The following is a 21076-nucleotide window of genomic DNA, read 5'->3' on the forward strand; positions in this document are numbered from 1 at the left end:
TCTCAGGGTCGAGTGGGGCGGTGCCGGCGGAGCTGTGGTCGTCGCTCACCGCTGACGGTCCCGGAAGCGGTAGGTCGCGCGCAGGTGCTGCGTGATGTCCTTCTTGGCGGCCTCGCGGCCGGCCCGCAGGCGGGCGTCGGTGCGCGAGGCCGCGTAGGCGTTCTCCCTCAGCAACCGGTGGTAGCTCTCCAGCCGGCGCTGCGGGATGTCCCCGGCCGCGACAGCGGCCAGTACCGCGCAACCGGGCTCGCTGCCATGCGCGCAGTCGGCGAACCGGCATTCCCGCGCGAGGAGTTCGATCTCCGCGAAGGTCTGCTCCAGCCCCGTCCGGGCATCGTGCAGACCGATCGCCCGCAGGCCGGGGGTGTCCAGCAGGACCCCACCGCCCGGCAGCGGGGCCAGCTCGCGCCACGCGGTGGTGTGCCGGCCCTTCCCGTCCGCGTCGCGTACCGCGCCGGTCGCCAGCCGCTCCTCGCCCAGCAGGTGGTTCCCGAGAGTGGACTTGCCCGCCCCGGAAGGGCCGAGCAGCACGACGGTGCCGTTCAGGACGGCCGTCAGGGTGTCCAGGCCCTCCCCGGTCACGGCGCTGGTGACGAGCACATCCGTACCGGGTGCCACCTCGGCCACCTCGGCCGCCGCCTGCTGCGGGTCGGCGCACCGGTCGGCCTGGGTGAGCACGACGACCGGCTGGGCGCCGCTCTCCCAGGCCAGGGCGAGCATGCGTTCCGTCCTGCCGTGCTTCTGCGGGACGGCCAGCGACACCGCCACGACGACGGTGTCGACGTTCGCGGCCAGGACCTGCGCCTGGGAGGTACGCGAAGCGGTGGACCGCACGAGCGAGGTGCGCCGCTCCAGGATCGTATGGAGGACCGGTCCGCGACTCGTGGTGGCGGGAGACAGGACGGCCCAGTCGCCCGTCGTGGGCGGCACGTGCTCGGCGCCGCCGGGGACCGCGGCACGGAGGATTCCGGCGGCGGTGGCCGCTTCGCACGAGCCGCGTTCGGCGCGCACGATGCGGGCCGGGAGCAGTCCGGCCGTGCGGTAGGGGGAGAAGGCGTGATCCCACGCCTCGTCCCAGCCGTAGTCCTCGAGGGAGTGCGGCTGGGCATGGTGGTGGTGCGAGAGTTGAGACAACGTAAAGACCCTTGAACGAGGGCCCCGTGGGGGAGCGCGAAGCTCCGGTCAGACCGGGGCCCGGGACGTGAGGATGGTCCGGAGGGCGCTGCGCACGGCAGCGGTCTCTACGGCAGTCATCAATCTCACCTCCCACTTCGTCCGGCGCCGACCCAGTTGTCTACGCTCCCGCAACGGTAACACGGGCCGGATTGCACACGCCCCGATCCAGCGGGAACGGCCAAGATCGTCAAGGCCGGGGAGGCGCGCACGGGTGCCGTTCGGGTGGTTCTCCCCTCGGGCAGCAGCGCGGCGGTCTCGCACGGGGCGGTCGCCACCCCGAGCCCGACGGGTGCGACCCCATACCTCCACGGAGTGGGGGAGGGGGGGACAGAGGGCGGATGCCCCTGCCGGTCCACGCGCCCCCTCCTCCCTCTCATGGCCGCCAGAGGGCGCGCCGAACTGCCCGACGCACACGTGCGGTTCGCGATGAAGGCGTGCCCGGTGGACGAAGTGCTCGGCCATCTCGCCCGGCTCGGGTCCGGCTTCGACGCGGCCGGTCCACAGGAGATCGCGCAGGCGCTGCGTACCGGAGCGGAGCCCGGGCTGATCCACTACGGCAAGCAACACCGTCAAGTCCGAACGCAACATCGCCGAGGCGTACCGGCTGGGCGTTCCCGGAGCCGCCCGGGCCGCCGGCCTCGTGCCGTCCGGGCTGTCGGTGCACGTCGGCTCCCAGCAGGTGACGGCGGAGGCGTGGGACGAAGCGATCGGGACGCTGGCCGCCCCCCTCGGCGCGCTCGACCGGAGGGGGATCGTGCCGGACCGGATCAACCTCGGCGGGGGGCTGCCGGCGCTCGGCGTGCTCGACCGGTACGGACGGCCGCTGAAACCGCCGACGCACAGGATCTTCCAGGTGATCCGCGCCGGCATGGAACGGCTGAGCACCGTCAACGCGGGGCCCCTGCGCTTCCTGCTGGAACCCGGCCGGCACCTGGTCGCGTGATGATCATGCGTCCATGCCGGCGTCCGCGGCGCGGGGTGCGCCACGGTACGGCGGTGGGTTCACTCGTCCGTGAGCGCCCCGCCCGGCAGGCTGACTCAGGCGTGACGCAGGCAGAGGCTCCCCCACTGGAAGCCCGCGCCGATGCCGGAGAGCATGTAGACGTCCCCCGGGAGCAGGGCCCCCTCGGCCACCGTGGTGTGCAGCGCGGTGAACACCCCCGCCGACCCGGTGTTGCCCAGCCGGTCGATGGTGACGGCGGCGCGCTCACGAGGCACGTCGAGGGCGCTCAAGGTCTCGTTGAGGATGTTCAGGTTGGCCTGGTGCAGGAAGAAGTGCCGCACCCGGTCGAGGGGCACACCGGCCCGGTCCGCGGCGCTGCGGATGCTCTCGGGCAGCCGTGTCGTCGCGGTGTTCCACACGGCACGCCCGTCCATGCGCAGGTAGTGCTCCTTGGCGGTGACGGTGGCGCTGCTCGCGGGCCGCCGGGAGCCCCCGGCGGGGATCTGGACGTCGTACGAGAGCTGGGAGCCCAGATCGTAGGAGAGCAGACCGGCTCCGGGCGTCCGGCTGCGGGTGAGGACGACGGCCGCCGCGGCGTCCCCGAAGAAGACGCGCGTGGTGCGGTCGGCGGGGTCGGTGATCCTGGACGCGCAGTCGGCCGCGAGGACCAGGATGGTGCCGATGGAGGGATTCTGAAGGAGGTGGGCGGCGATCAGCACGGCCTGGATGCCAGAGGCGCAGGCGGCCTGGGTGACGTCCAGCGACAGGGCCCGGTGGGCGCCGAGGGCGTCCTTGACGATCAGCGCGGTCGAGAGGAGCGGCTGGTCGCCCGTGTAGCTGGCCACGACGACCGCGTCCAGCCCGGCCGGTTCGACCCCGGCCGCCTCCAACGCCGGACGCGCGGCGGCGACACACATGTCGGAGGTCGCCAAGTCCGGGTCCAGGCAGCGGCGTTCACGGATGCCGGTCCGGCTCGTGATCCACGCGTCGCTCGTGTCCAGGGTGCGTGTCAGCTCCTGGTTGGTGACGACCGTCGGCGGCAGATGCAGCCCGGTCCCGGCGACGGCGAACGGCACGGACAGGCCGGCACCCGTCTGGTGCGACCGGCTCTGGCGGGGCAGGGGCTGGTGGGGAAGGGCCTGGCCGGGCGCGAGAACTCCCATATTCCGTACCTTTCGAAAGCGATTCGAGAAAATAGAGGCCCCGTCGCATTCCGAAGCCGCCGCATCGTCTCACGGAGAACCCGTGGGAAAGACGCGGGGTAATCCGTGAGCGTGAGGAATTACGGGCCGGCTTGACAGCGGAATGGCGGAAATGCATTCCCGGTGGTCACGACGCCGTTTCCCCGGGCAGCGGGCCGCGCAGGGACGGTACGGAGCCGAGCAGCGTCCGGGTGTACGCGTGGGCCGGTGACCGCAAGAGCGTGGCGGTGGGGGCGGTCTCCACGATCCGGCCGTGCCGCATGACCGCCACCTCGTCGGACACATGGCAGACCGCCGGCAGATTGTGGCCGATGAACAGCATGGACAGACCGAGCTCCCGCTGAAGCCGGCGGACCGTGTTCAGGACGGACGCCTGCACCGAGACGTCCAGCGCCGAGGTGATCTCGTCGGCGATCAGCAGCCCCGGCTCGACGGCCAGCGCACGGGCCAGGGCGACCCGCTGACGCTGCCCCCCGGACAGCTGCCGGGGCAGGCGGTCGGCGAGCCGGGCGTCCAGACCGACCAGCTCCATCAGTTCGGCGACGCGCTCAGCGCGCCCCGCCCGGTCGAGCCGGCGGAACACCGTGGCTGCCTCGGCCAGCGTCTGACGGGCGGTCATCCGCGGATCGAGCGCGGTGTCCGGGTCCTGGAGGACCACCTGCACCCGGCGGGCCAGTCGGCGCCGGTCCCGGACGGTACGGGTGCGGACCTCCTCCCCGCCGACCAGAATCCGGCCGGCCCGCACCGGTACCAGCCCGACGATCGCGCCCGCCAGCGTGGACTTCCCGGAGCCCGACTCCCCGACGAGACCCAGCGTCGTACCCGGCGCGATCTCCAGCGAAACGCCGTCCACCGCGGCGAAGGGGCCACGGGGGCCGGTGCGCCGGACGGTGAGGCCGTCCACCCGGAGCGCCGTCATGACGCGGTCACCGACTCCGGCGCGGCCGGCACCGGCAGCGGGTACCAGCAGGCCACCCGGTGACCGGAGCCCAGGTCGTCCAGCGGCGGGGCCTGCTCGGCGCACCGGTCCCGGCGGCGCGGGCAGCGGGCCTCGAACGCGCAGCCGGGGGAGGGCGCGAGCGGGTCGGGCGGGGTGCCCTCGACCGTCGGCAGCGGACGGCCCCGGTCGGCGGTCAGGTCCGGGACCGACGCGACGAGCGCCCGGGTGTAGGGGTGCCGGGCGTGGGCGGCGAGCCGGCCGACGGGCAGGGACTCGACGACGGTGCCCGCGTACATGACCAGCACCCGTTCGCAGAACTCGGCGACCAGCGCGACGTCGTGGCTGATGAACAGGATCGCGGCGGAGGTGTCCCGCCGGATGTCCACGAGCAGCCGGGTGATCTGCCGCTGCACGGTCACATCGAGCGCGGTCGTCGGCTCGTCCGCGATGATCAGCCCCGGCCGCACCATCAGCCCGGCGGCGATCATCACCCGCTGCCGCTGGCCGCCGGAGAGCTCGTACGGGCGCGAGCGCAGCAGTGCCGGGGGGAGGCCGACGCGACGCAGCGCCTCGGCGGCCTGCGCGTCGGCCTCGGCGCGGCTCGCCCCGCGGTGGGTCCGCACCGCCTCGGTGAGCTGGGTGCCGATCCGCAGGGCCGGATTGAGCGCCGACGCCGGGTTCTGGAAGATCACCGACAGGCCCGTCGCGAGATGCCGGTCCCGCTGCTTGCGGGTCAGCGCGCCGAGATCGGTCCCGAGCAGGCGCAGCGTGCGCCGCGAGACCCGGGCTCCGTACGGGAGCAGGTCGGCGACGGCGAGCGCGGTCAGCGACTTGCCCGACCCCGATTCACCGACCAGCCCGACGATCTCGCCCCGCCCCAGCGACAGGCTCACCCCGCGCACCGGGCGGACCGGTCCCTCGGGGGTCGGGAGTTCGACGGTGAGGCCGTCCACCTGGAGGACCTGACCGTCCTCGGCGGGGCCGCCCGGGGCGGAGCGCTGCGCCGGGACGCGCGCCACCGGGCCGCGCCGGGCGGCGCCCCGGGCCAGGACCTCGCCCAGCAGCTGGAACGTCAGCGCCGCGTACACGAGCGCCAGGCCCGGGGCGAGCGCGGGCAGCGGCTCGGCGTAGATCCGGTCGAGCCCCTGGCTCAGCAACTGCCCCCAGTCGTAACCCGGAGGCTGGACGCCCAGACCGAGGAAGCTGAGTCCGGAGAGCGCGACCAGGGCGGTGCCCGCCGCCGTGGTGACGCTCAGGAGCAGCGGCTCGGCGATGTACGGCAGGACATGGCGGCACAGCAGCCGGAGCCGGCCCAGGCCGAGGACCCGGGCGGCGGCCAGGTGGTCGGTGCCCGCCACGCCCGCCGCGAGGGTCTGGGCCAGCCGCGCGAACCCGGGCACCCCCGCGGCGGCGAGAGCCAGCACCGCCCCGCCCGTACCCGCGCCGAACACCACCGCGAGGAACATCGCGACCAGCAGCGCCGGGAACGCGAGCAGGAGGTTGATCAGCCCGGCGGCCAGCCGGCCGGCGCGCCGGCCGACCACTGCGGTGCAGGCCCCCAGGAGCACACCCGCGGCCGCACCCAGCAGCACCGAAGCCAGCGCGAGCAGCAGCGAGGGCCGGGCCGCCGCCAGAATCCGGGCCAGCAGGTCCCGGCCGAGGCCGTCCGTGCCGACCGGGTGCGCCGCCGAAGGCCCCTGGAGCACGGCCGAGGGGTCCGGTCGGTCGGCCGCCGCCCCCCAGAACAGCGGGCCGGCCACGGCGAGCACGACGAGGGACGCCAGCATGAACCCGGTGACCCAGGCCATGGGGGAGCGCCGGAGACCGGCGGGAAGGCTCATGATCACATCTCCCGGATCGCCGAGCGGGGGTCGAGCAGGGCGAGCAGCACATCGACCAGGAGACCGGCGAGCAGCACGGTGGTGCCGAGCACCAGCACCATGGCCTGGACCACCGGATAGTCCTGCGCGACCACGGACTGGGCCATCGCGGACCCGATGCCGGGCCAGGCGAACACCTTCTCGACCAGGACCGTGCCCGCGATCAGTGCGGGCAGCAGGCTCCCGGCGACGGTGAGCGCCGCGGACGCCATGTTCGGTGCGGTGTGCCGCAGATGGCGGCGTGCGGCGGACAGCCGTTTGCTCCGGGCGGTCCGCAGATAGTCCTCGTTCAGCACCTTCAGCGCCTCCACCCTGACGATGCGCAGGAGTACGGCGGTGGGGGTGAGGGACAGCGCGAGGACGGGGAGCACCAGGGAGGCCGCGCCCGCCGCGCCGGCCACCGGGAACAGCTGGAGCCCGACGGCGAGCAGGGCGGTGAGCCCGGCGGCCAGCACGAAGTCGGGCACTCCGGTCAGGCCCGCGGTGACCGTGGTGAACGCCAGCTCGGTGCGCGGCCGGCGGCCGTCGCGGGTCCGGACGGCGGCGAGCAGTCCGCCCGGCAGGGCGACGGCGAGCGTGAGCAGGAAGGCGAGCCCGGCGATCTCCAGGGTGGCCGGCAGCCGGGTGCGGACCAGCTCCGCGACCGGCGCCCCGGTGACCAGCGAGGTCCCGAGGTCGCCGTGCAGCAGGCCGCCGAGGTACTGCCGGAACTGGGCCGGGAACGGCATGTCGAGCCCGAGTGCGTGCCGCCGGGCGGCGACCAGGTCGGGGGCGGCGTCCACACCGAGCGCGGCCCGCACCGGGTCGCCCGGGATGAGGCGGATCATCGCGAAGGACGCGGTGACGACGAGGCCGAGTGAGACGAGGAGCCGGAGGCCGCGGCGGCCCAGGAACACCGTCCAGGGGTGCCGCAGCAGTGGGGGAACGGTCATGGTGGGCCCTGGATCACTGGTGGAGGCGGATGCTGGTGGGGACGAGCCGGCCGCCGAACGTGGTGGTGAACGTGGTGCGGTGGCCGTAGACGCCGCTGCGGCCCTCGGCGATCGGCAGCGCGTCGGCCGAGCGGAAGAGTGCGGCGGCGGCCCTGTTCCACGTGGCGCACCCCGTGGTGTCCGGCTCCCGGAGCGCCCGGGCGACCAGGGCGTCGTACTCCGGATTGGCCACCCCGGCGAAGTTCAGGCCCCCGGCGGTGACGGGGCCCGAGAAGAAGGGGATGAAGCCCGCGGGCAGCGCGAAGCCCGGGGTGCTGCCGATCACCACGTCGAAGTCGGCCGTCGTGTACATCGCGTTCACCAGGGCCGGCAGGCTCTCCGTGACCAGCTCGACCTTCGCGCCGAGCGCCGTCCACCGCCGCGCCATGAGCTCGGCGACCGATGCCAGGGTCGGGCCGAGATCGGGGCTGGTGATCAGGCGGAGCCGGAGCACCCGGCCGTCTTTGGCCAGCCGGCCGCCGGCCGAGCGGGTCCAGCCGGCGTCCCGCAGGGCCTCGACGGCGTCCCGCTCGGGCAGGTTGGCGTCGGCGAGGTCGGCATGGCAGACGGCCCCCTCGGCGCCGAAGTCCGAGGCGGGGCTGCCGGTGCCGCCCACGGCGACGTTGGCGAGCCCCCGGCGGTCGAGTGCGGAGACCAGGGCCCGGCGCAGGGCCCGGTCGGCGAGGACCCGGCCGGGGCGCTGGTTGAAGAAGGTCAGCCCGATGACGGTCGCGACCTCGGAGACGGCCAGGCCGTGGCCGCCGAGCCGGGCGCGGTCGGGCCCGCTCACCCGCGCGATGTCCACGCCCCCGGTCAGCAGGAGGTTCGCCGCCGTGGACGTCTGGGGCACCACCGAGAGCTCGATGCGTGCGGGGAGCCCGCGCGCGGCGGTCGTCGCACCGGCGGGCCCCCAGGTGTAGCCGTCGCGGACGGTGAACTCGTACGGACCGCCGGGGGAGTAGCGGGTCAGCACGTAGGGGCCGGTGCCCTGAGTGGCGCGGGCGAGCGAGCCGGGCCGGTCCAGGCCGGCCGGGCAGACGATCGGCAGCAGGCCGATGGTGCGGATCAGGAAGGGGAACGGGGCGCCGGCGGACACCGACACCGTGCGCGAACGGTCGTCGGCGCGCACCGTGAACGGGACGTTCGGCAGGACCGTACGGGCTCCGGCGAGCTGGTGGCGCGGGTCGGCCGCGTAGGTCAGCGACCGGGCCACCGCGGAGGCGGTGAGGGCGGTGCCGTCGGAGCAGGTGACGCCCGCGCGGAGGGTGAACACGGCGCGGGTGGCCGTCGCCCGCCAGGAGGAGGCCAGGCCGGTGACCAGGCCGCCGTCGGGGGCGGGGTTCACCAGGGAGTCGTACGCGTAATGGGCCTGGGAGGCGCCGAAGGTGGAGTACGGGTTGAAGCTCGGCGTCTCGCTGGCCTCGGCGATCCGGACGGTGCCGCGGTCCACCAGGGGGGTGGTCGTCGAGGAGCGGGCGACGCCGGCGCAGCCGCTCAGCGCGAGGGCCGAGGCGGTGAGCGCGGCCGTCAGGACGGCCGGCGGAGTGCGTCGGGGCATGGCGCCATGGTGCCACCGGGGAGCGGTCGTGATGATGCAACTGCCTTGCGTTGAAAGCCTGTTCGAGTGTCGTGATCGCGCCACCACCGGGCCGGGGCGCGGTCGGAACCGACCGGGGCGGCCGAACCTGATTCACCCGTACGAGTGGGGGCAGGGGTGCCGGGGCATGTGCCAGGCGGCACGTTTCGAAACGATAATCAGATAATCGCTCCTGAGGGGTATCGGGGCGCATCTATTTCCGGACACGAGAAATGGCCACAGACACTCACACGAGTGAACCCCGGGCAATCCATTTGGCCCAAGCGGGTGTCGTTCGACTACCGTGATCAAGGGATCGGGCGGCGTGTTCCGGTCGTCCGGGAATTCGACTTCCGTTGCCGTGCCGGATTTTCGGGTCCGTACCGGAATTCGAAACGGATTTTCCTGTTTTCGCCCGGCGGTGCGCCGCTCCTATTTCTCGTCGTGCCCGGGTTCCCTGTCATACGTATGCGTGGAGAGGTTGGAGCGTCATGCCGCCTGTAGTACCGCCGTTTCTCGTCGGGCTCATCGTCGCGCCGCTGGCCAAGCGTCTGCTGAGGCCACTGGTGGGTGGAGTCGTCAAAGCGTCCGTCGGCATCGCGATGGAGGTGAAGAAGGCCGCCCACGAGGCCGGGGAGAACATCCACGACCTCGCGGCCGAGGTCGCCGCCGACGTGGTGGCCGCCCAGATCGCCGCCGGCGACACCGAGGGCCACTCCGTGCCCGGTCAGCACTCGACCGGCGCCGGCGCCAAGGGGGACCGGAGGGCTCCCAAGATCCGCGCGACCGCCGAGAGCGCCGCCGCCAAGACGCACTGACGGCCTGTGCCACCCGCGGCCGCCACCGGGCGCCCCCGCCGACCGATCGCGGCGGAACGTGCCAGGGTGGCGGCCGTTCTCGGGCCGGCCCCTCCCGTGCCACCGACGGCCCGCCCCGTATCTCCTTTCCCGCTCTGTCGCCCTGATCCGTCGACTCCGCGACGGCCCCGCGCGACCTCCGCAAACAGGTGAACGTACACATGCCATCGCTACTGGGAGCCGCACCCGGATTCCGCTCCGTGGAACCCGTCGCGAGCCCTCGCTCGGTCACACCGGGCCGCCAGCGCTGGGACGTCGGGCTCGTCGTCGGACGCCCCCGGACGGCCGAGATCCTCGCCGCCGCGCTGCGCCACATCCCCGGGATCACCGAGGCCCAGGCCAGCCCGGTCACCGGCGGGGTGCTCGTCCGGCACGACGCACGGCTGCGCGCCGCGGACGTCGGCCGGATCATCGGCCGCACCGTCGCCCGGCTCGCCCGGGACGCGGCCGGCACGGGGCGGGCGCCGGCGGACGGGTCCGCACCGGCCGCGCCCCGGGCGGACCGGGGCCTCGTCGTACGGCCGGTGCTCGCCGTCGGCGGCGGGGCCGCTGCCGGCGCCGCCCTGGTCAAGGGGTCGGCCCTGACCAGGCAGCTCGTGGCCGTCGGCGGAGTGGCGGCGGCGACCGCGGTCGTCCTGCGGAAGGCGTGGCGCGGAACGGCCGAGGCGGCCGGCCCCGACGCCGAAGGGCATCCCCTGCTGGAGATCGTCGGCCCGCATCGTCCCCGCCTCTACCGGGCCGCCGCCCTGTCCGTCGCCTGCCAGGCCGCGGAGATGGCACTCGGCACCTTCCTCGGATGGACCGGCCTGGTCCTCATCAAGGGCGAGGCGGCACCGCTGGCCGGCCTCGGCCTGACCACGGCGTCCGCCCAGCTCTGGGGCTTGGCGGGGCTGGTCGCCGCCGCCTGCGCCGCCGTCGCCGGACTCTCCTACGCCTCGAACCTCCAGTGGCGCCGCCTCGGCCAGGACATCGAGCACGACTGGCGGGGCCGCACCTACCGACACGTCCAGCACCTCGAACTGGCCCATCTGGAGGGCGAGCGGACCAGCAGAGTGGCCGGCACCCTCACCAACGACGTCGGCCAGCTCGGCGCCTTCTTCGCGGGACCGGCCAACGACGTGCTGCAACTCGGCACCAGCCTGGCCCTCCTCGTGCCCGCGTTCCTCCTGCTGGCCCCCCAGATCGCCTGGATCGCCTTCCTCCCGATCCCGGTCATCGCCTGGCTGTCGCTGCGCCACCAGGAGAGGGCCGCGGCGGACTACGCCACCACCGGCGAACACCGCGCCAGGCTCGGCAGCCAGGTGATCAACTCCCTCGAAGCCGGCGCCACCGTCAAGAGCTTCTGCACCGAGGCGTACGAGGCCGAGCGCGTCGACCAGTTGAGCGACGCGGTCCAGGAGAGCAGCCACCGCACCGACCGCGGCACCCTCCGCCACGGCGAGACCGTCCGGGCCTGCACCACCGCTTCCATGGCCGGCACCCTGCTCATCGGCGGCCGGGCGGTCCTCGACGGCACCCTCCGCTTCGAGGTGTTCAGCCCCCTGATCGGGCTCCCCCAGATGCTGCTCATGCGGATGAGCCGGCTCGGCGGCATCGCCGACCAGTACCAGCGCACCCTCGCGTCCTACGAGCGGGTCCAGCGCCTGCGCGAGCTCCCCGTCGAGGCCGACACCGGCGAAGAACCGATTCAACTCCCCTCCGTACAAGGCGAGATCGTCCTGGACCAGGTCACCTTCGCCTACCCCGGCCGCCCGGCGACCCTGGACAACCTCTCACTGACCATCCCGGCCGGCCGGGTCACCGCCCTGGTCGGCGCCACCGGCTCCGGCAAGACGACCATCGCCAAACTGCTCATGCGCTTCCAGGACGCCGAGTCCGGCCGGGTCCTCCTCGACGGCCGGGACGTCCAGGACCTGCGGCGGCACGACCTGCGCCACGCCATCGGCTTCGTCGCCCAGGACCCGTTCCTCTTCGACGGCAGCATCGCCGACAACATCCGCTACGGCAGCTTCGACGCCTCCGACGAGGCCGTCGTCCGCGCCACGGCCATGGCCGAGGCGCACACCTTCGTCACGACCCTGCCGAACGGCTACGACACCCTCATCGGCGAACGCGGCGCCGCGCTCTCCGGCGGCCAGCGGCAGCGGATCGCCCTGGCCCGGGCCATCCTCAAGGACTCGCCCGTCGTCATCCTGGACGAGGCGACCTCCGCCGTGGACAACGAGACGGAGGCCGCCATCCAGCGCACGCTGCACAGCTTCGCGGCGGACCGGACCATGATCGTCATCGCCCACCGCCTCTCCACCGTCCGCCACGCCGACCGCATCTACGTCCTGGACAAGGGCGGCATCGTCGCCGAGCAGGGCACCCACGACGAACTCCTCGCCCAGCACGGGCTCTACGCATCCCTCTGGCAGCTCCAGGCCGGCGAACTCGCCGCCTGACCGCAGGAAACGCCCCAACGCCCGGCCGCGTGACACCACCGCGGCCGGTGCGCCCTGCGCGCGCATGCCCTCTCATACCTCTGGAGGTACCCCATGTCCCGTCGCGACGGCGACGTCCTTCCCCTGACCGCGGCCCAACGGGAGATCTGGCTCGCCGAGCAGAGCTCGCCGACGCCGATCCCGGGCTACCGCGTCGGTGAGTGCCTGGAGATCCACGGGCCGGTCGACCCGGAGCTGTTCGAAGCCGCGCTGCGCCGGGTGGTGGACGAGGTCGACGCTCTGCACGTGACCTTCACCGACGACGGGGACGGCCCGCACCAGATCCTCCGCGAGACCTGGGACTGGGCCCCGGTCCACCTCGACCTCGCGGCGGAACCGGACCCCCGGGCGGCGGCCAGGGAATGGATGGAACGCGACCTCGCCCGCCCGCTCGACCTGTCCCGCGACCCGCTGTTCGGCCACGCGCTGATCCGGCTGTCGCCGACGGAGTACTGCTGGTACCTGAACTACCACCACGTGGTTCTGGACGCGATCAGCAGTTCGATGGTCCGCGGGCGGGTCGGCGAGGTGTACTCGGCACTCGCGGAGGGCGACGCCGTCCCGCCGTCCCCCTTCGGCACGCTGCGGGAGCTGGTCGACGCCGACGCCGACTATCGCGCGTCCGACGCCTTCACGGCCGACCGCGCCTACTGGAACGAACGTTTCACCGACCTGCCCGCCCCGACCCGGCTCACCGGCACCTCCGCGACCGACCCGCACCGCGTCCTGCGCGTGGCCGGCGAGCGGGAGCTGCGGGACCCGGAGGCACTGCGGGCGGCGGCCGCCCGGGCCGGCGTCCGGTGGTCCCGGGTGGTGATCGCGGCGACCGCGCTCTACGCCCACCGGCTGAGCGGCGCCCGGGACGTGGTCCTCGCCCTGCCCGTCACCGCCCGCCGCGGCCCCGGCCGTGACCTGATGTCCGTGCCCGGCACGATGTCCAACGTGGTGCCGCTCCGGCTGAGCGTGCGGCCGGACATGCCGTGGGGAGAGCTCGTGGCCCAAGTGGCACGCGAGGTCGAGGCGGCCGTCGCGCACGAGCGGTACCGCGGCGAGGACCTGCTCCGCGACCTCGGTGCGCCCGGCGGCATCGGCACGGCCTTCCCGCTGATCGTCAACATCATGGCCTTCCACGCCAGGCCCGGCTTCGCCGGACACCCCGCGTCCGTGCACCACTTCGTCTCCGGCTCGACCACCGACCTCGCCGTCTGGCTGTTCGACTACCGGGACGGCCAGGCCCCGTTGCTCAGGCTGCACGGCGCGCCGGACGCCTATGGCGACGACGATCTCGCGGCGCACCAGGGACGGCTGCTCGCCCTGCTCGACGCCGTGGCGGACCTCGATCCCGACGAGACGGTGGGCCGGGTCGACCTGCTCACGGCCGAGGAGCAACGCGAGGTGGCGGTGCTGGGCACCGGGCCCACGGCGACGCCCACGGCCGCGAGCCTGCCCGAGCTGTTCCGGGAGCACCTGCGGACGGCACCGGACCAGGTGGCCCTCGTCTGCGGCGACGTGTCGCTGACCTATGCGCAGCTGGACGCCCAGGCGAACCGTTTGGCCCACGCGTTGATGGCCCGCGGCGCCGGCCCGGAGCGGCTGGTCGCGGTGGCGCTGCCGAGGTCCGCCGACCTGGTCGTTTCGATCCTGGCGGTGCTGAAGGCGGGCGCCGCCTATGTGCCGGTGGACCCGGATTACCCGGCCGCCCGGATCGCGTATCTCCTGGACGACGCCCGTCCGGTCCTGACCCTGACCGACGCCCGCACCCTCGGCCGGCTGCCGCAGGGGCCGGGTGACCGGCTGGTGCTCGACGACGCGGAGACGGTGGCGGAGCTCGCGAGCCGCCCCGCCACCGACCCGATGGTCGCGGTCGACCCGCACCACCCCGCCTACGTCATCCACACCTCGGGTTCCACAGGCCGGCCCAAGGGCGTCGTCGCCACCCACGGAGGCCTCGCCGACCTGCTCACCGACCACCGGCAGAGGCTCTTCGCACCGTTGTCGGAGGACCGGCGGCGGCTGCGCGTGGCGCTCACCACCTCGGTCTCCTTCGACGCCTCCTGGAACCAGCTGATGGCCCCCTTCGCGGGCCACGAGCTGCACGTCATGGACCACGCGACGTGGACGGACCCGGAGGCGTTCGTCGCGTACGTGGCAGACCACGCGCTGGACTACGTCGAGGCCACCCCCTCGTACCTCCAGGACCTCGTCGAGCACGGCCTGTTGGGCGGCCCGCGACGCGGCCCCTCGCTGCTCGCGGCCGGTGGCGAGGCCGTCCCGCGCCCACTGTGGGAGCGGTTGCGGGCGGCCGACGGCACGTACTGCCTGAACCTGTACGGACCCTCCGAGTGCACGGTCAACTCGGTGACCGCGGCGGTGGCGACGAGCCCGCGGCCGGTCATCGGCAGACCCGTCACCAACGCCCGGCTGTATGTGCTGGACGGCGCGCTGCGGCGGGTGCCGGCCGGTGTGGCGGGTGAGCTGTACATCGCGGGTACGGGTCTGGCGCGGGGCTACCTCGACCGGCCGGGCCTCACGGCCGGGCGGTTCGTGGCCGACCCGTTCGCTGCGGCCGGGTCCAGGATGTACCGCACGGGCGACCTGGTGCGCTGGAACGCGGACGGCGACCTGGAGTTCCTGGGGCGCACGGACGACCAGGTGAAGGTGCGCGGCTTCCGCGTCGAGCTCGGCGAGATCGAGGCCGTCCTCGCCGAGCACCCCGGCCTCGCCCGTGCCGTCGTGACCCTGCGCACCGAAGGGGGCCCCCGCCTCGTCGCCCACGTCGTGCCCGCCGCCGGACACGACATCCAGCCGGACACCCTGCGGGCCTGGGTCCGCGACCGGCTGCCCGCGTCCATGGTGCCGTCGGCGATCGTGGTGCTGGACGCCCTGCCGCTGACCCCCAACGGCAAGCTGGACCGGCGCGCCCTCCCCGCCCCCGAGCACCGTCCCACCGCGCCGGGCCGTGCTCCGCGCAGCGCGGTCGAGCACCAGCTCGCCGGGCTGTTCGCCGAGGTGCTGGGCGTCCCCGAAGCCGGGCTGGACGACGACTTCTTCGACCTCGGCGGACACTCCCTGCTCGGCACCCGGCTCATCGCCCGGGCCCGGTCCGTGCTGGGCGTGGAGCTGCGGCTCAGCGACCTGTTCGACGCGCCGACGGTGGCCCGGCTGGCGGCCAGGGTGGACGCGGCCGGTCGGGCGCGCCCCGCGCTGGGCCGGCGCGAGCGGCCCGAGACCGTGCCGCTGTCCTTCGCCCAGCGCCGGCTGTGGTTCCTGCACCGGATGGAGGGCCCGAGCGCCACGTACAACATCCCCCTCGCCCTGCGGCTGACCGGGAGCCTGGACGAACGCGCACTCGAAGCCGCCCTGGCGGACGTGGTCGAACGCCACGAGACCCTGCGCACCGTCTTCCCCTCGGTCGCCGGTGTGCCGTGCCAGCGGGTACTGGACACCGGCACGGCCCGGCCCCGGCTGCGGGTGACCGTGACCGGCGAGCGCGAGCTGCCCGGCCGGCTGGCCGAAGCGGCGCGGCAGGGCTTCGAGCTCTCCGCCGAACCGCCGCTGCGGGCCGAGCTGTTCCGGCTCGGCGACGAGGAGCACGTACTCCTGCTCGTCGTCCACCACATCGCCGGTGACGGCTGGTCGACGGGCCCGCTCTCGCAGGACCTGACGACCGCCTACGCGGCCCGGAGCGAGGGCGCGAAGCCGCGGTGGTCGCCGCTGCCGGTCCAGTACGCCGACTACACCCTGTGGCAGCGGGAACTGCTCGGCGACGAAGACGACCCGGGCAGCGTGCTCGGCGGCCAGCTCGCCCACTGGCGCGAACGGCTGGCGGGCCTGCCCGACCAGGTCGAGCTGCCCTTCGACCGGCCCAGGCCCGAGGCCATGTCCTACCGGGGCGCCCAGCTGCCCGTGCGCGTCGACACGGAGCTGTACGAGGACCTGCGCGCCCTCGCCCGCGACGGCGGGGCCAGCCTCTTCATGGTGCTCCAGGCCGCTCTGGCCGCGCTGCTCGGCAAGCTGGGCGCGGGCGAGGACATCCCGATCGGCACACCCGTCGCGGGGCGCACCGACGAGGCCCTGGACGACCTGGTGGGCTTCTTCGTCAACACCCTCGTGCTCCGCACCGACCTGTCCGGCGACCCGACGTTCACCGAACTCCTCGGCCGGGTGCGCTCCGAGGCACTGGCCGCCTACGCGCACCAGGACGTGCCGTTCGAGCAGCTGGTCGAAGCGCTGAACCCGGCGCGGACCCTGGCGCACCACCCCCTGTTCCAGACGATGCTCACCCTCCAGAACGCGCCGTCCGGCACCTTCGACCTGCCCGGGCTCCGGGTGGCCCGCGACCTGGTCCCCACCGGGACGGCCAAGTGCGACCTGACCTTCGTCCTCTCCGAACAGCCGGACGGTGAAGGCCTGTCGGGCGTCGTTGAATACAGCACGGACCTGTTCGACGCGGCCACCGTCACCGGCATCGTCGAGCGCTGGCTGCGTCTGCTGCGCGCCGTCGTCGCCGACCCCGGACGGCGCATCGGCCAGGTGGACGTGGTGTCCGCCGACGAATTCCGGGCCCTGCTGCCGGCCCGCGAGGAGCCGGAACCGCCGCGGCACAGCCTGCCCGCGCTGTTCGAGCGGCAGGTGCGGGCCGACCCGGACGCCATCGCCCTCACGGACGGCGCGACCACCCTCACGTACGCCGGTCTGAACGCCCGCGCCAACAGGCTCGCGCACGCCCTGATCGAACGGGGCGTCGGTCCTGAGCAACTGGTCGCGCTGAAGCTCCCGCGCTCGGCGGACCTGGTCGTGGCGGTGCTCGCGGTGCTGAAGGCGGGTGCGGCCTATGTGCCGGTGGACCCGGAGTACCCGGCCGCCCGGATCGCCTACCTGCTCCAGGACACGACGCCCGCCCTGCTGCTGACGACCAGCCAGGCGGACCCCGCGGGCGCGGACCGGCTGCTGCTGGACACCCTCGACCTGGACGGGCTGCCGGACACGGACCCGGGGGTCGCCGTCGACCCGTCCCACGCCGCCTACGTCATCCACACCTCGGGCTCCACCGGAAACCCCAAGGGCGTCGTGATCCCGCACCGCAACGTGGTGCGCCTCTTCGACACCACCCGCGAGCAGTTCGGTTTCGGCTCCGGCGACGTGTGGACGCTCTTCCACTCCTACGCCTTCGACTTCTCGGTCTGGGAGCTGTGGGGACCCCTGCTGCACGGCGGCCGTCTCGTGGTCGTGGACCACGAGACCAGCCGTTCGCCCGGCCGCTTCCTGGACCTGCTCGCCCGCGAGGGGGTGACGGTGCTCAACCAGACGCCGTCCGCCTTCTACCAGCTCATGCAGGCCGACGCCGAGAACCCCGCGACGAGCCGCCGGCTCGCCCTGCGCACGGTGGTCTTCGGCGGCGAGGCGCTGGAGCACGCCCGGCTGACCAGCTGGTACGAGCGCCACCCGGAGGACGCGCCGCGCCTGGTCAACATGTACGGCATCACCGAGACCACGGTGCACGTCACGTACACGGAACTCGGCCGGACCGCCACCGTTCCCGGCGGCATCGGCACCGCCCTCCCCGACCTTCGGGCCTACGTCCTCGACGCCGGCCTGCGCCCGGTCGCCCCCGGCGTCCCCGGCGAGCTGTACGTCGCGGGGGCCGGCCTGGCACGCGGCTACCTGAACCGGCCCGGGCTGACCGCCGGGCGCTTCGTGGCCGACCCGTACGGACCCGCGGGCTCGCGCATGTACCGCAGCGGCGACGTGGTGCGCCGCGCCGCGGACGGCACCCTGAGCTACGTCGGCCGGGCCGACCAGCAGGTGAAGGTGCGCGGCTTCCGCATCGAGCTCGGCGAGATCGAAGCGGTCCTGGCCGCACACCGGGACATCGCGCAGGCCGCCGTCCTCGCCCGCCGGGACCGGGCCGACGACACCCGGCTCGCCGCCTACCTCGTACCGGCCGCCGGCGCCGACCCGCACCCCGCCGAGCTGCGCGCGTACCTCCGTGAGCGGCTGCCGGAGCACATGGTGCCCGCCGCGTTCGTCACGCTGGACGCCCTGCCGCTGACCGTCAACGGCAAGCTGGACCACCGCGCCCTGCCCGCCCCCGGCCCCACCCCGGCGACCGCGTCCCGCGCCCCGCGCACCGCGCAGGAACAGATCCTGTGCGAGCTGTTCGCCGAGGTGCTGGGCGCGCCGTCGGCCGGCGTGGACGACGGCTTCTTCGACCTCGGCGGCCACTCCCTGCTCGCCACCCGCCTGGCCGCCCGGATCCGCGCGACGCTCGGCGTGGAGATGCCGCTGCGCACCCTGTTCGAGGCGCCGACCCCGGCGGCCCTGGCCGCCGCCCTGCGCGCCGCAGGACCGGCGCAGACCGCCCTGGCGCGCCGCGAGCGCCCCGAGCTGGTCCCGCTGTCGTTCGCGCAGCGCCGGCTGTGGTTCCTGCACCAGCTGGAGGCCGCGGGCGCGAACTACCACATCTCCCTCGCCTGGCGGCTCACCGGCGACCTGGACCGGGGTGCCCTGGAGGCCGCCGTCGCGGACGTCGTCGCCCGGCACGAGAGCCTGCGCACCGTGTTCCCCGCGGTGGACGGCGTCCCGCACCAGCGGGTGCTGGACGTGGACGACGCCCGCCCGCGCCTGCGCGTGCGCCGGGCCACCGAGGCCGGCCTGCCGGGCCTGATGGCGGCGGCGCGGGACCGGCGGTTCGACCTGGCGGCCGACACACCGCTGCGCGCCGAGCTGTTCGCCCTCGCTCCGGACGACCACGTCCTGCACCTGGTGCTCCACCACATCGCGGGTGACGGCTGGTCGCTGAGCCCGCTCGCGCGGGGCCTGGCCGACGCCTACGCGGCACGCCTCGGCGGCGAGGCCCCGCAGTGGGCGCCGCTTCCCGTGCAGTACGCCGACTACACCCTCTGGCAGCACGAACTGCTCGGCGACTCCGCCGACCGGGGCAGCCTGCTCGCCGGACAGGCCGACTACTGGACCCGGCAGCTCGCCGGGCTCCCCGAGCTCATCGAGCTGCCCGCCGACCGGCCCCGCCCGCCGGTCGCCTCGCACCGGGGCGGCTCCGTGCGCGCCGGCCTGGACGCCGAGCTGCACCGGGCGCTCCGCGAACTCGCCCGCGCCCACGGGACGAGCCTGTTCATGGTGCTCCAGGCCGGACTGGCCGCGCTGCTGAGCAAACTCGGCGCCGGTGACGACATCCCGGTCGGCAGCCCGGTCGCCGGCCGGACCGACCAGGCGCAGGACGAGCTGATCGGCTACTTCGTCAACACCCTGGTCTTCCGCACCGACACCTCGGGCGACCCCACGTTCGCGGAGCTCCTGGACCGGGTCCGGGACACCGCGCTCGCCGGGTACGCCCACCAGGACGTGCCGTTCGAGTACCTGGTCGAGGTGCTGAACCCGTCCCGGTCGCTGGCGCACCACCCGCTGTTCCAGGTCATGCTGGTGCTCCAGAACACACCCCGGGCCGACTTCGCACCGCCCGGGCTGCGCGCCGAGGACGTGCCGGCCGCGTCGGCCACGGCCAAGCTGGACCTCATCTTCACGATGGCCGAGCGGCATGCCGAGGACGGCTCACCGGACGGGCTCGACGGGTCCGTCGAGTACGCCACCGACCTCTACGACCCGGCCACCGTCGAGACGATGCTCGCCCGGTGGGAGCGGCTGCTGCGCATCGTGGTCGCCGACCCCCGCCGGCGCCTCAGCCGGCTCGACCTGCTCACCGCCGGCGAGCACGAGGCGCTCGCGGCACTGGGCACGGGACCGGCGGCCCCGGCCCGCGGTGAGACGCTGCCGGAGCTGTTCCGGGCGCAGGTGCGGACGGCTCCGGACGCGACGGCGCTCGTGGGCGGCGAGGTGTCGTTGACGTACGCGGAGCTGGACGCTCGGGCGAACCGGCTGGCGCACGCGTTGATGGCACGGGGGGTGGGCCCCGAGCGGCTGGTCGCGGTGGCGCTGCCCAGGTCGGCGGACCTGGTGGTGGCGATCCTCGCGGTGTTGAAGTCGGGCGCGGCCTATGTGCCGGTGGACCCGGAGTACCCGGCCGCCCGGATCGCGTACCTCCTGGACGACGCCCGGCCGGTCCTGACACTGACCGACAGCCGTGTCCGGGAACGGCTTCCGCGGGAGACGGGCGACCGGCTGGTGCTCGACGACCCGGAGACCTCCGCACTGGTCGACCGCTGCCCGGCCACCGACCCGATGGTGCCGGCCGCTCCGGACCAGCCGGTCTACGTCATCTACACCTCCGGGTCCACCGGCCGCCCCAAGGGCGTCGTCGTGACCCACACCGCCCTGGTCAACCACTACGCCAACCAGGCCCCGCTGATCGCGCCGGAGGGAGAGCGGCTGCGCGTCGGGCTGACCACGTCCGTGTCGTTCGACGCCTCCTGCGACCAGCTGTTCGCCGTGTTCGCCGGGCATGAGCTGCACGTCCTGGACGAGGCGACCTGGACCGACCCGGCGGCCTACCTCGCCTACGCCGCGCGGGCCGGGCTCGACACCATCGGCGGCACCCCGTCCTACCTCCACGTCCTGGTCGACCACGGCCTTCTCGACCACCCCAGGTGGCGCCCCGGGCTGGTCGCGCTGGGCGGTGAAGCCGTGCCCGAGCAGCTGTGGGACCGCTTGAGGGCCGCCGAGGGGGTCCGCGCCCTCAACTACTACGGACCTTCCGAGTGCACGGTCGACTCGGTCGTCGCGCCGATGACGTCGAGCCCGCGCCCGGTGATCGGCCGGCCGATGGGCGGTGCCCGGCTGTATGTGCTGGACGGCGCGCTGCGGCGGGTGCCGGCCGGTGTGGCGGGTGAGCTGTACATCGCGGGTACGGGTCTGGCGCGGGGCTACCTCGACCGGCCGGGCCTCACGGCCGGGCGGTTCGTGGCCGACCCGTTCGCTGCGGCCGGGTCCAGGATGTACCGCACGGGCGACCTGGTGCGCTGGAACGCGGACGGCGACCTGGAGTTCCTGGGGCGCACGGACGACCAGGTGAAGGTGCGCGGCTTCCGCGTCGAGCTCGGCGAGATCGAGGCCGTCCTCGCCGAGCACCCCGGC

Annotated in this window: 9 protein-coding genes and 1 pseudogene; 4 read left to right on the forward strand and 6 right to left on the reverse strand. The window is 74.1% G+C overall.

The window, feature by feature from the left end:
* Positions 1 to 45 precede the first annotated feature (45 nt).
* Positions 46 to 1134, reverse strand: coding sequence for a ribosome small subunit-dependent GTPase A (gene rsgA, locus FKN01_RS20840; RefSeq protein ID WP_143622818.1), 1089 nt, complete (start codon positions 1132 to 1134; stop codon positions 46 to 48).
* A 354-nt stretch (positions 1135 to 1488) separates the two neighbouring features.
* Between rsgA and FKN01_RS20845 the strand changes: the two are divergent.
* A pseudogene (locus FKN01_RS20845) lies at positions 1489 to 2116 on the forward strand (type III PLP-dependent enzyme); the annotation flags it as partial.
* A gap of 98 nt (positions 2117 to 2214) precedes the next feature.
* On the opposite strand, the gene FKN01_RS20850 reads toward FKN01_RS20845, so the two are convergent.
* From FKN01_RS20850 to FKN01_RS20870, 5 genes are all read right to left on the reverse strand, one after another.
* A complete protein-coding gene (locus FKN01_RS20850) occupies positions 2215 to 3282 on the reverse strand; it encodes a 3-oxoacyl-ACP synthase III family protein (RefSeq protein WP_143622820.1) in 1068 nt (355 codons plus the stop codon).
* A 166-nt stretch (positions 3283 to 3448) separates the two neighbouring features.
* Positions 3449 to 4240: an ABC transporter ATP-binding protein gene (locus tag FKN01_RS20855; protein ID WP_143622822.1), complete on the reverse strand. Its 792-nt coding sequence runs from the start codon at positions 4238 to 4240 to the stop codon at positions 3449 to 3451.
* A complete protein-coding gene (locus tag FKN01_RS20860) occupies positions 4237 to 6102 on the reverse strand; it encodes a dipeptide/oligopeptide/nickel ABC transporter permease/ATP-binding protein (RefSeq protein ID WP_260696959.1) in 1866 nt (621 codons plus the stop codon). The genes FKN01_RS20855 and FKN01_RS20860 overlap by 4 nt, the downstream gene beginning before the upstream one ends.
* A 2-nt stretch (positions 6103 to 6104) precedes the next feature.
* On the reverse strand, positions 6105 to 7073 hold the full coding sequence (locus FKN01_RS20865; protein ID WP_143622823.1) for an ABC transporter permease: 969 nt from the start codon (positions 7071 to 7073) through the stop codon (positions 6105 to 6107).
* Positions 7074 to 7086: 13 nt separating this feature from the next.
* Positions 7087 to 8670: an ABC transporter substrate-binding protein gene (locus FKN01_RS20870; RefSeq protein ID WP_143622825.1), complete on the reverse strand. Its 1584-nt coding sequence runs from the start codon at positions 8668 to 8670 to the stop codon at positions 7087 to 7089.
* A gap of 509 nt (positions 8671 to 9179) precedes the next feature.
* Here FKN01_RS20870 and FKN01_RS20875 point away from each other — a divergent pair.
* From FKN01_RS20875 to FKN01_RS20885, 3 genes are all read left to right on the forward strand, one after another.
* On the forward strand, positions 9180 to 9506 hold the full coding sequence (locus FKN01_RS20875) for a DUF5132 domain-containing protein (protein WP_143622827.1): 327 nt from the start codon (positions 9180 to 9182) through the stop codon (positions 9504 to 9506).
* Positions 9507 to 9706: 200 nt separating this feature from the next.
* Complete coding sequence (locus FKN01_RS20880; RefSeq protein WP_260696960.1) at positions 9707 to 11989, forward strand: ABC transporter ATP-binding protein/permease; 2283 nt, start codon at positions 9707 to 9709, stop codon at positions 11987 to 11989.
* Between the two features lie 93 nt (positions 11990 to 12082).
* Positions 12083 to 21076: non-ribosomal peptide synthetase (locus FKN01_RS20885; RefSeq protein ID WP_143622829.1), on the forward strand; the 8994-nt coding region annotated here is incomplete at its 3' end.

Origin of the sequence: Streptomyces sp. 130 (assembly GCF_007096885.1) — a bacterium.
Classification (GTDB): Bacteria; Actinomycetota; Actinomycetes; order Streptomycetales; family Streptomycetaceae; genus Streptomyces.

What these genes read in the sequence shown, in the direction of transcription:
- FKN01_RS20850 (WP_143622820.1), bottom strand. Translation starts at nt 3,282, where the DNA reads ATGGGAGTTCTCGCGCCCGGCCAGGCCCTTCCCCACCAGCCCCTGCCC.
- FKN01_RS20855 (WP_143622822.1), bottom strand. Translation starts at nt 4,240, where the DNA reads ATGACGGCGCTCCGGGTGGACGGCCTCACCGTCCGGCGCACCGGCCCC.
- FKN01_RS20860 (WP_260696959.1), bottom strand. Translation starts at nt 6,102, where the DNA reads ATGAGCCTTCCCGCCGGTCTCCGGCGCTCCCCCATGGCCTGGGTCACC.
- FKN01_RS20865 (WP_143622823.1), bottom strand. Translation starts at nt 7,073, where the DNA reads ATGACCGTTCCCCCACTGCTGCGGCACCCCTGGACGGTGTTCCTGGGC.
- FKN01_RS20870 (WP_143622825.1), bottom strand. Translation starts at nt 8,670, where the DNA reads ATGCCCCGACGCACTCCGCCGGCCGTCCTGACGGCCGCGCTCACCGCC.
- FKN01_RS20875 (WP_143622827.1), top strand. Translation starts at nt 9,180, where the DNA reads ATGCCGCCTGTAGTACCGCCGTTTCTCGTCGGGCTCATCGTCGCGCCG.
- FKN01_RS20880 (WP_260696960.1), top strand. Translation starts at nt 9,707, where the DNA reads ATGCCATCGCTACTGGGAGCCGCACCCGGATTCCGCTCCGTGGAACCC.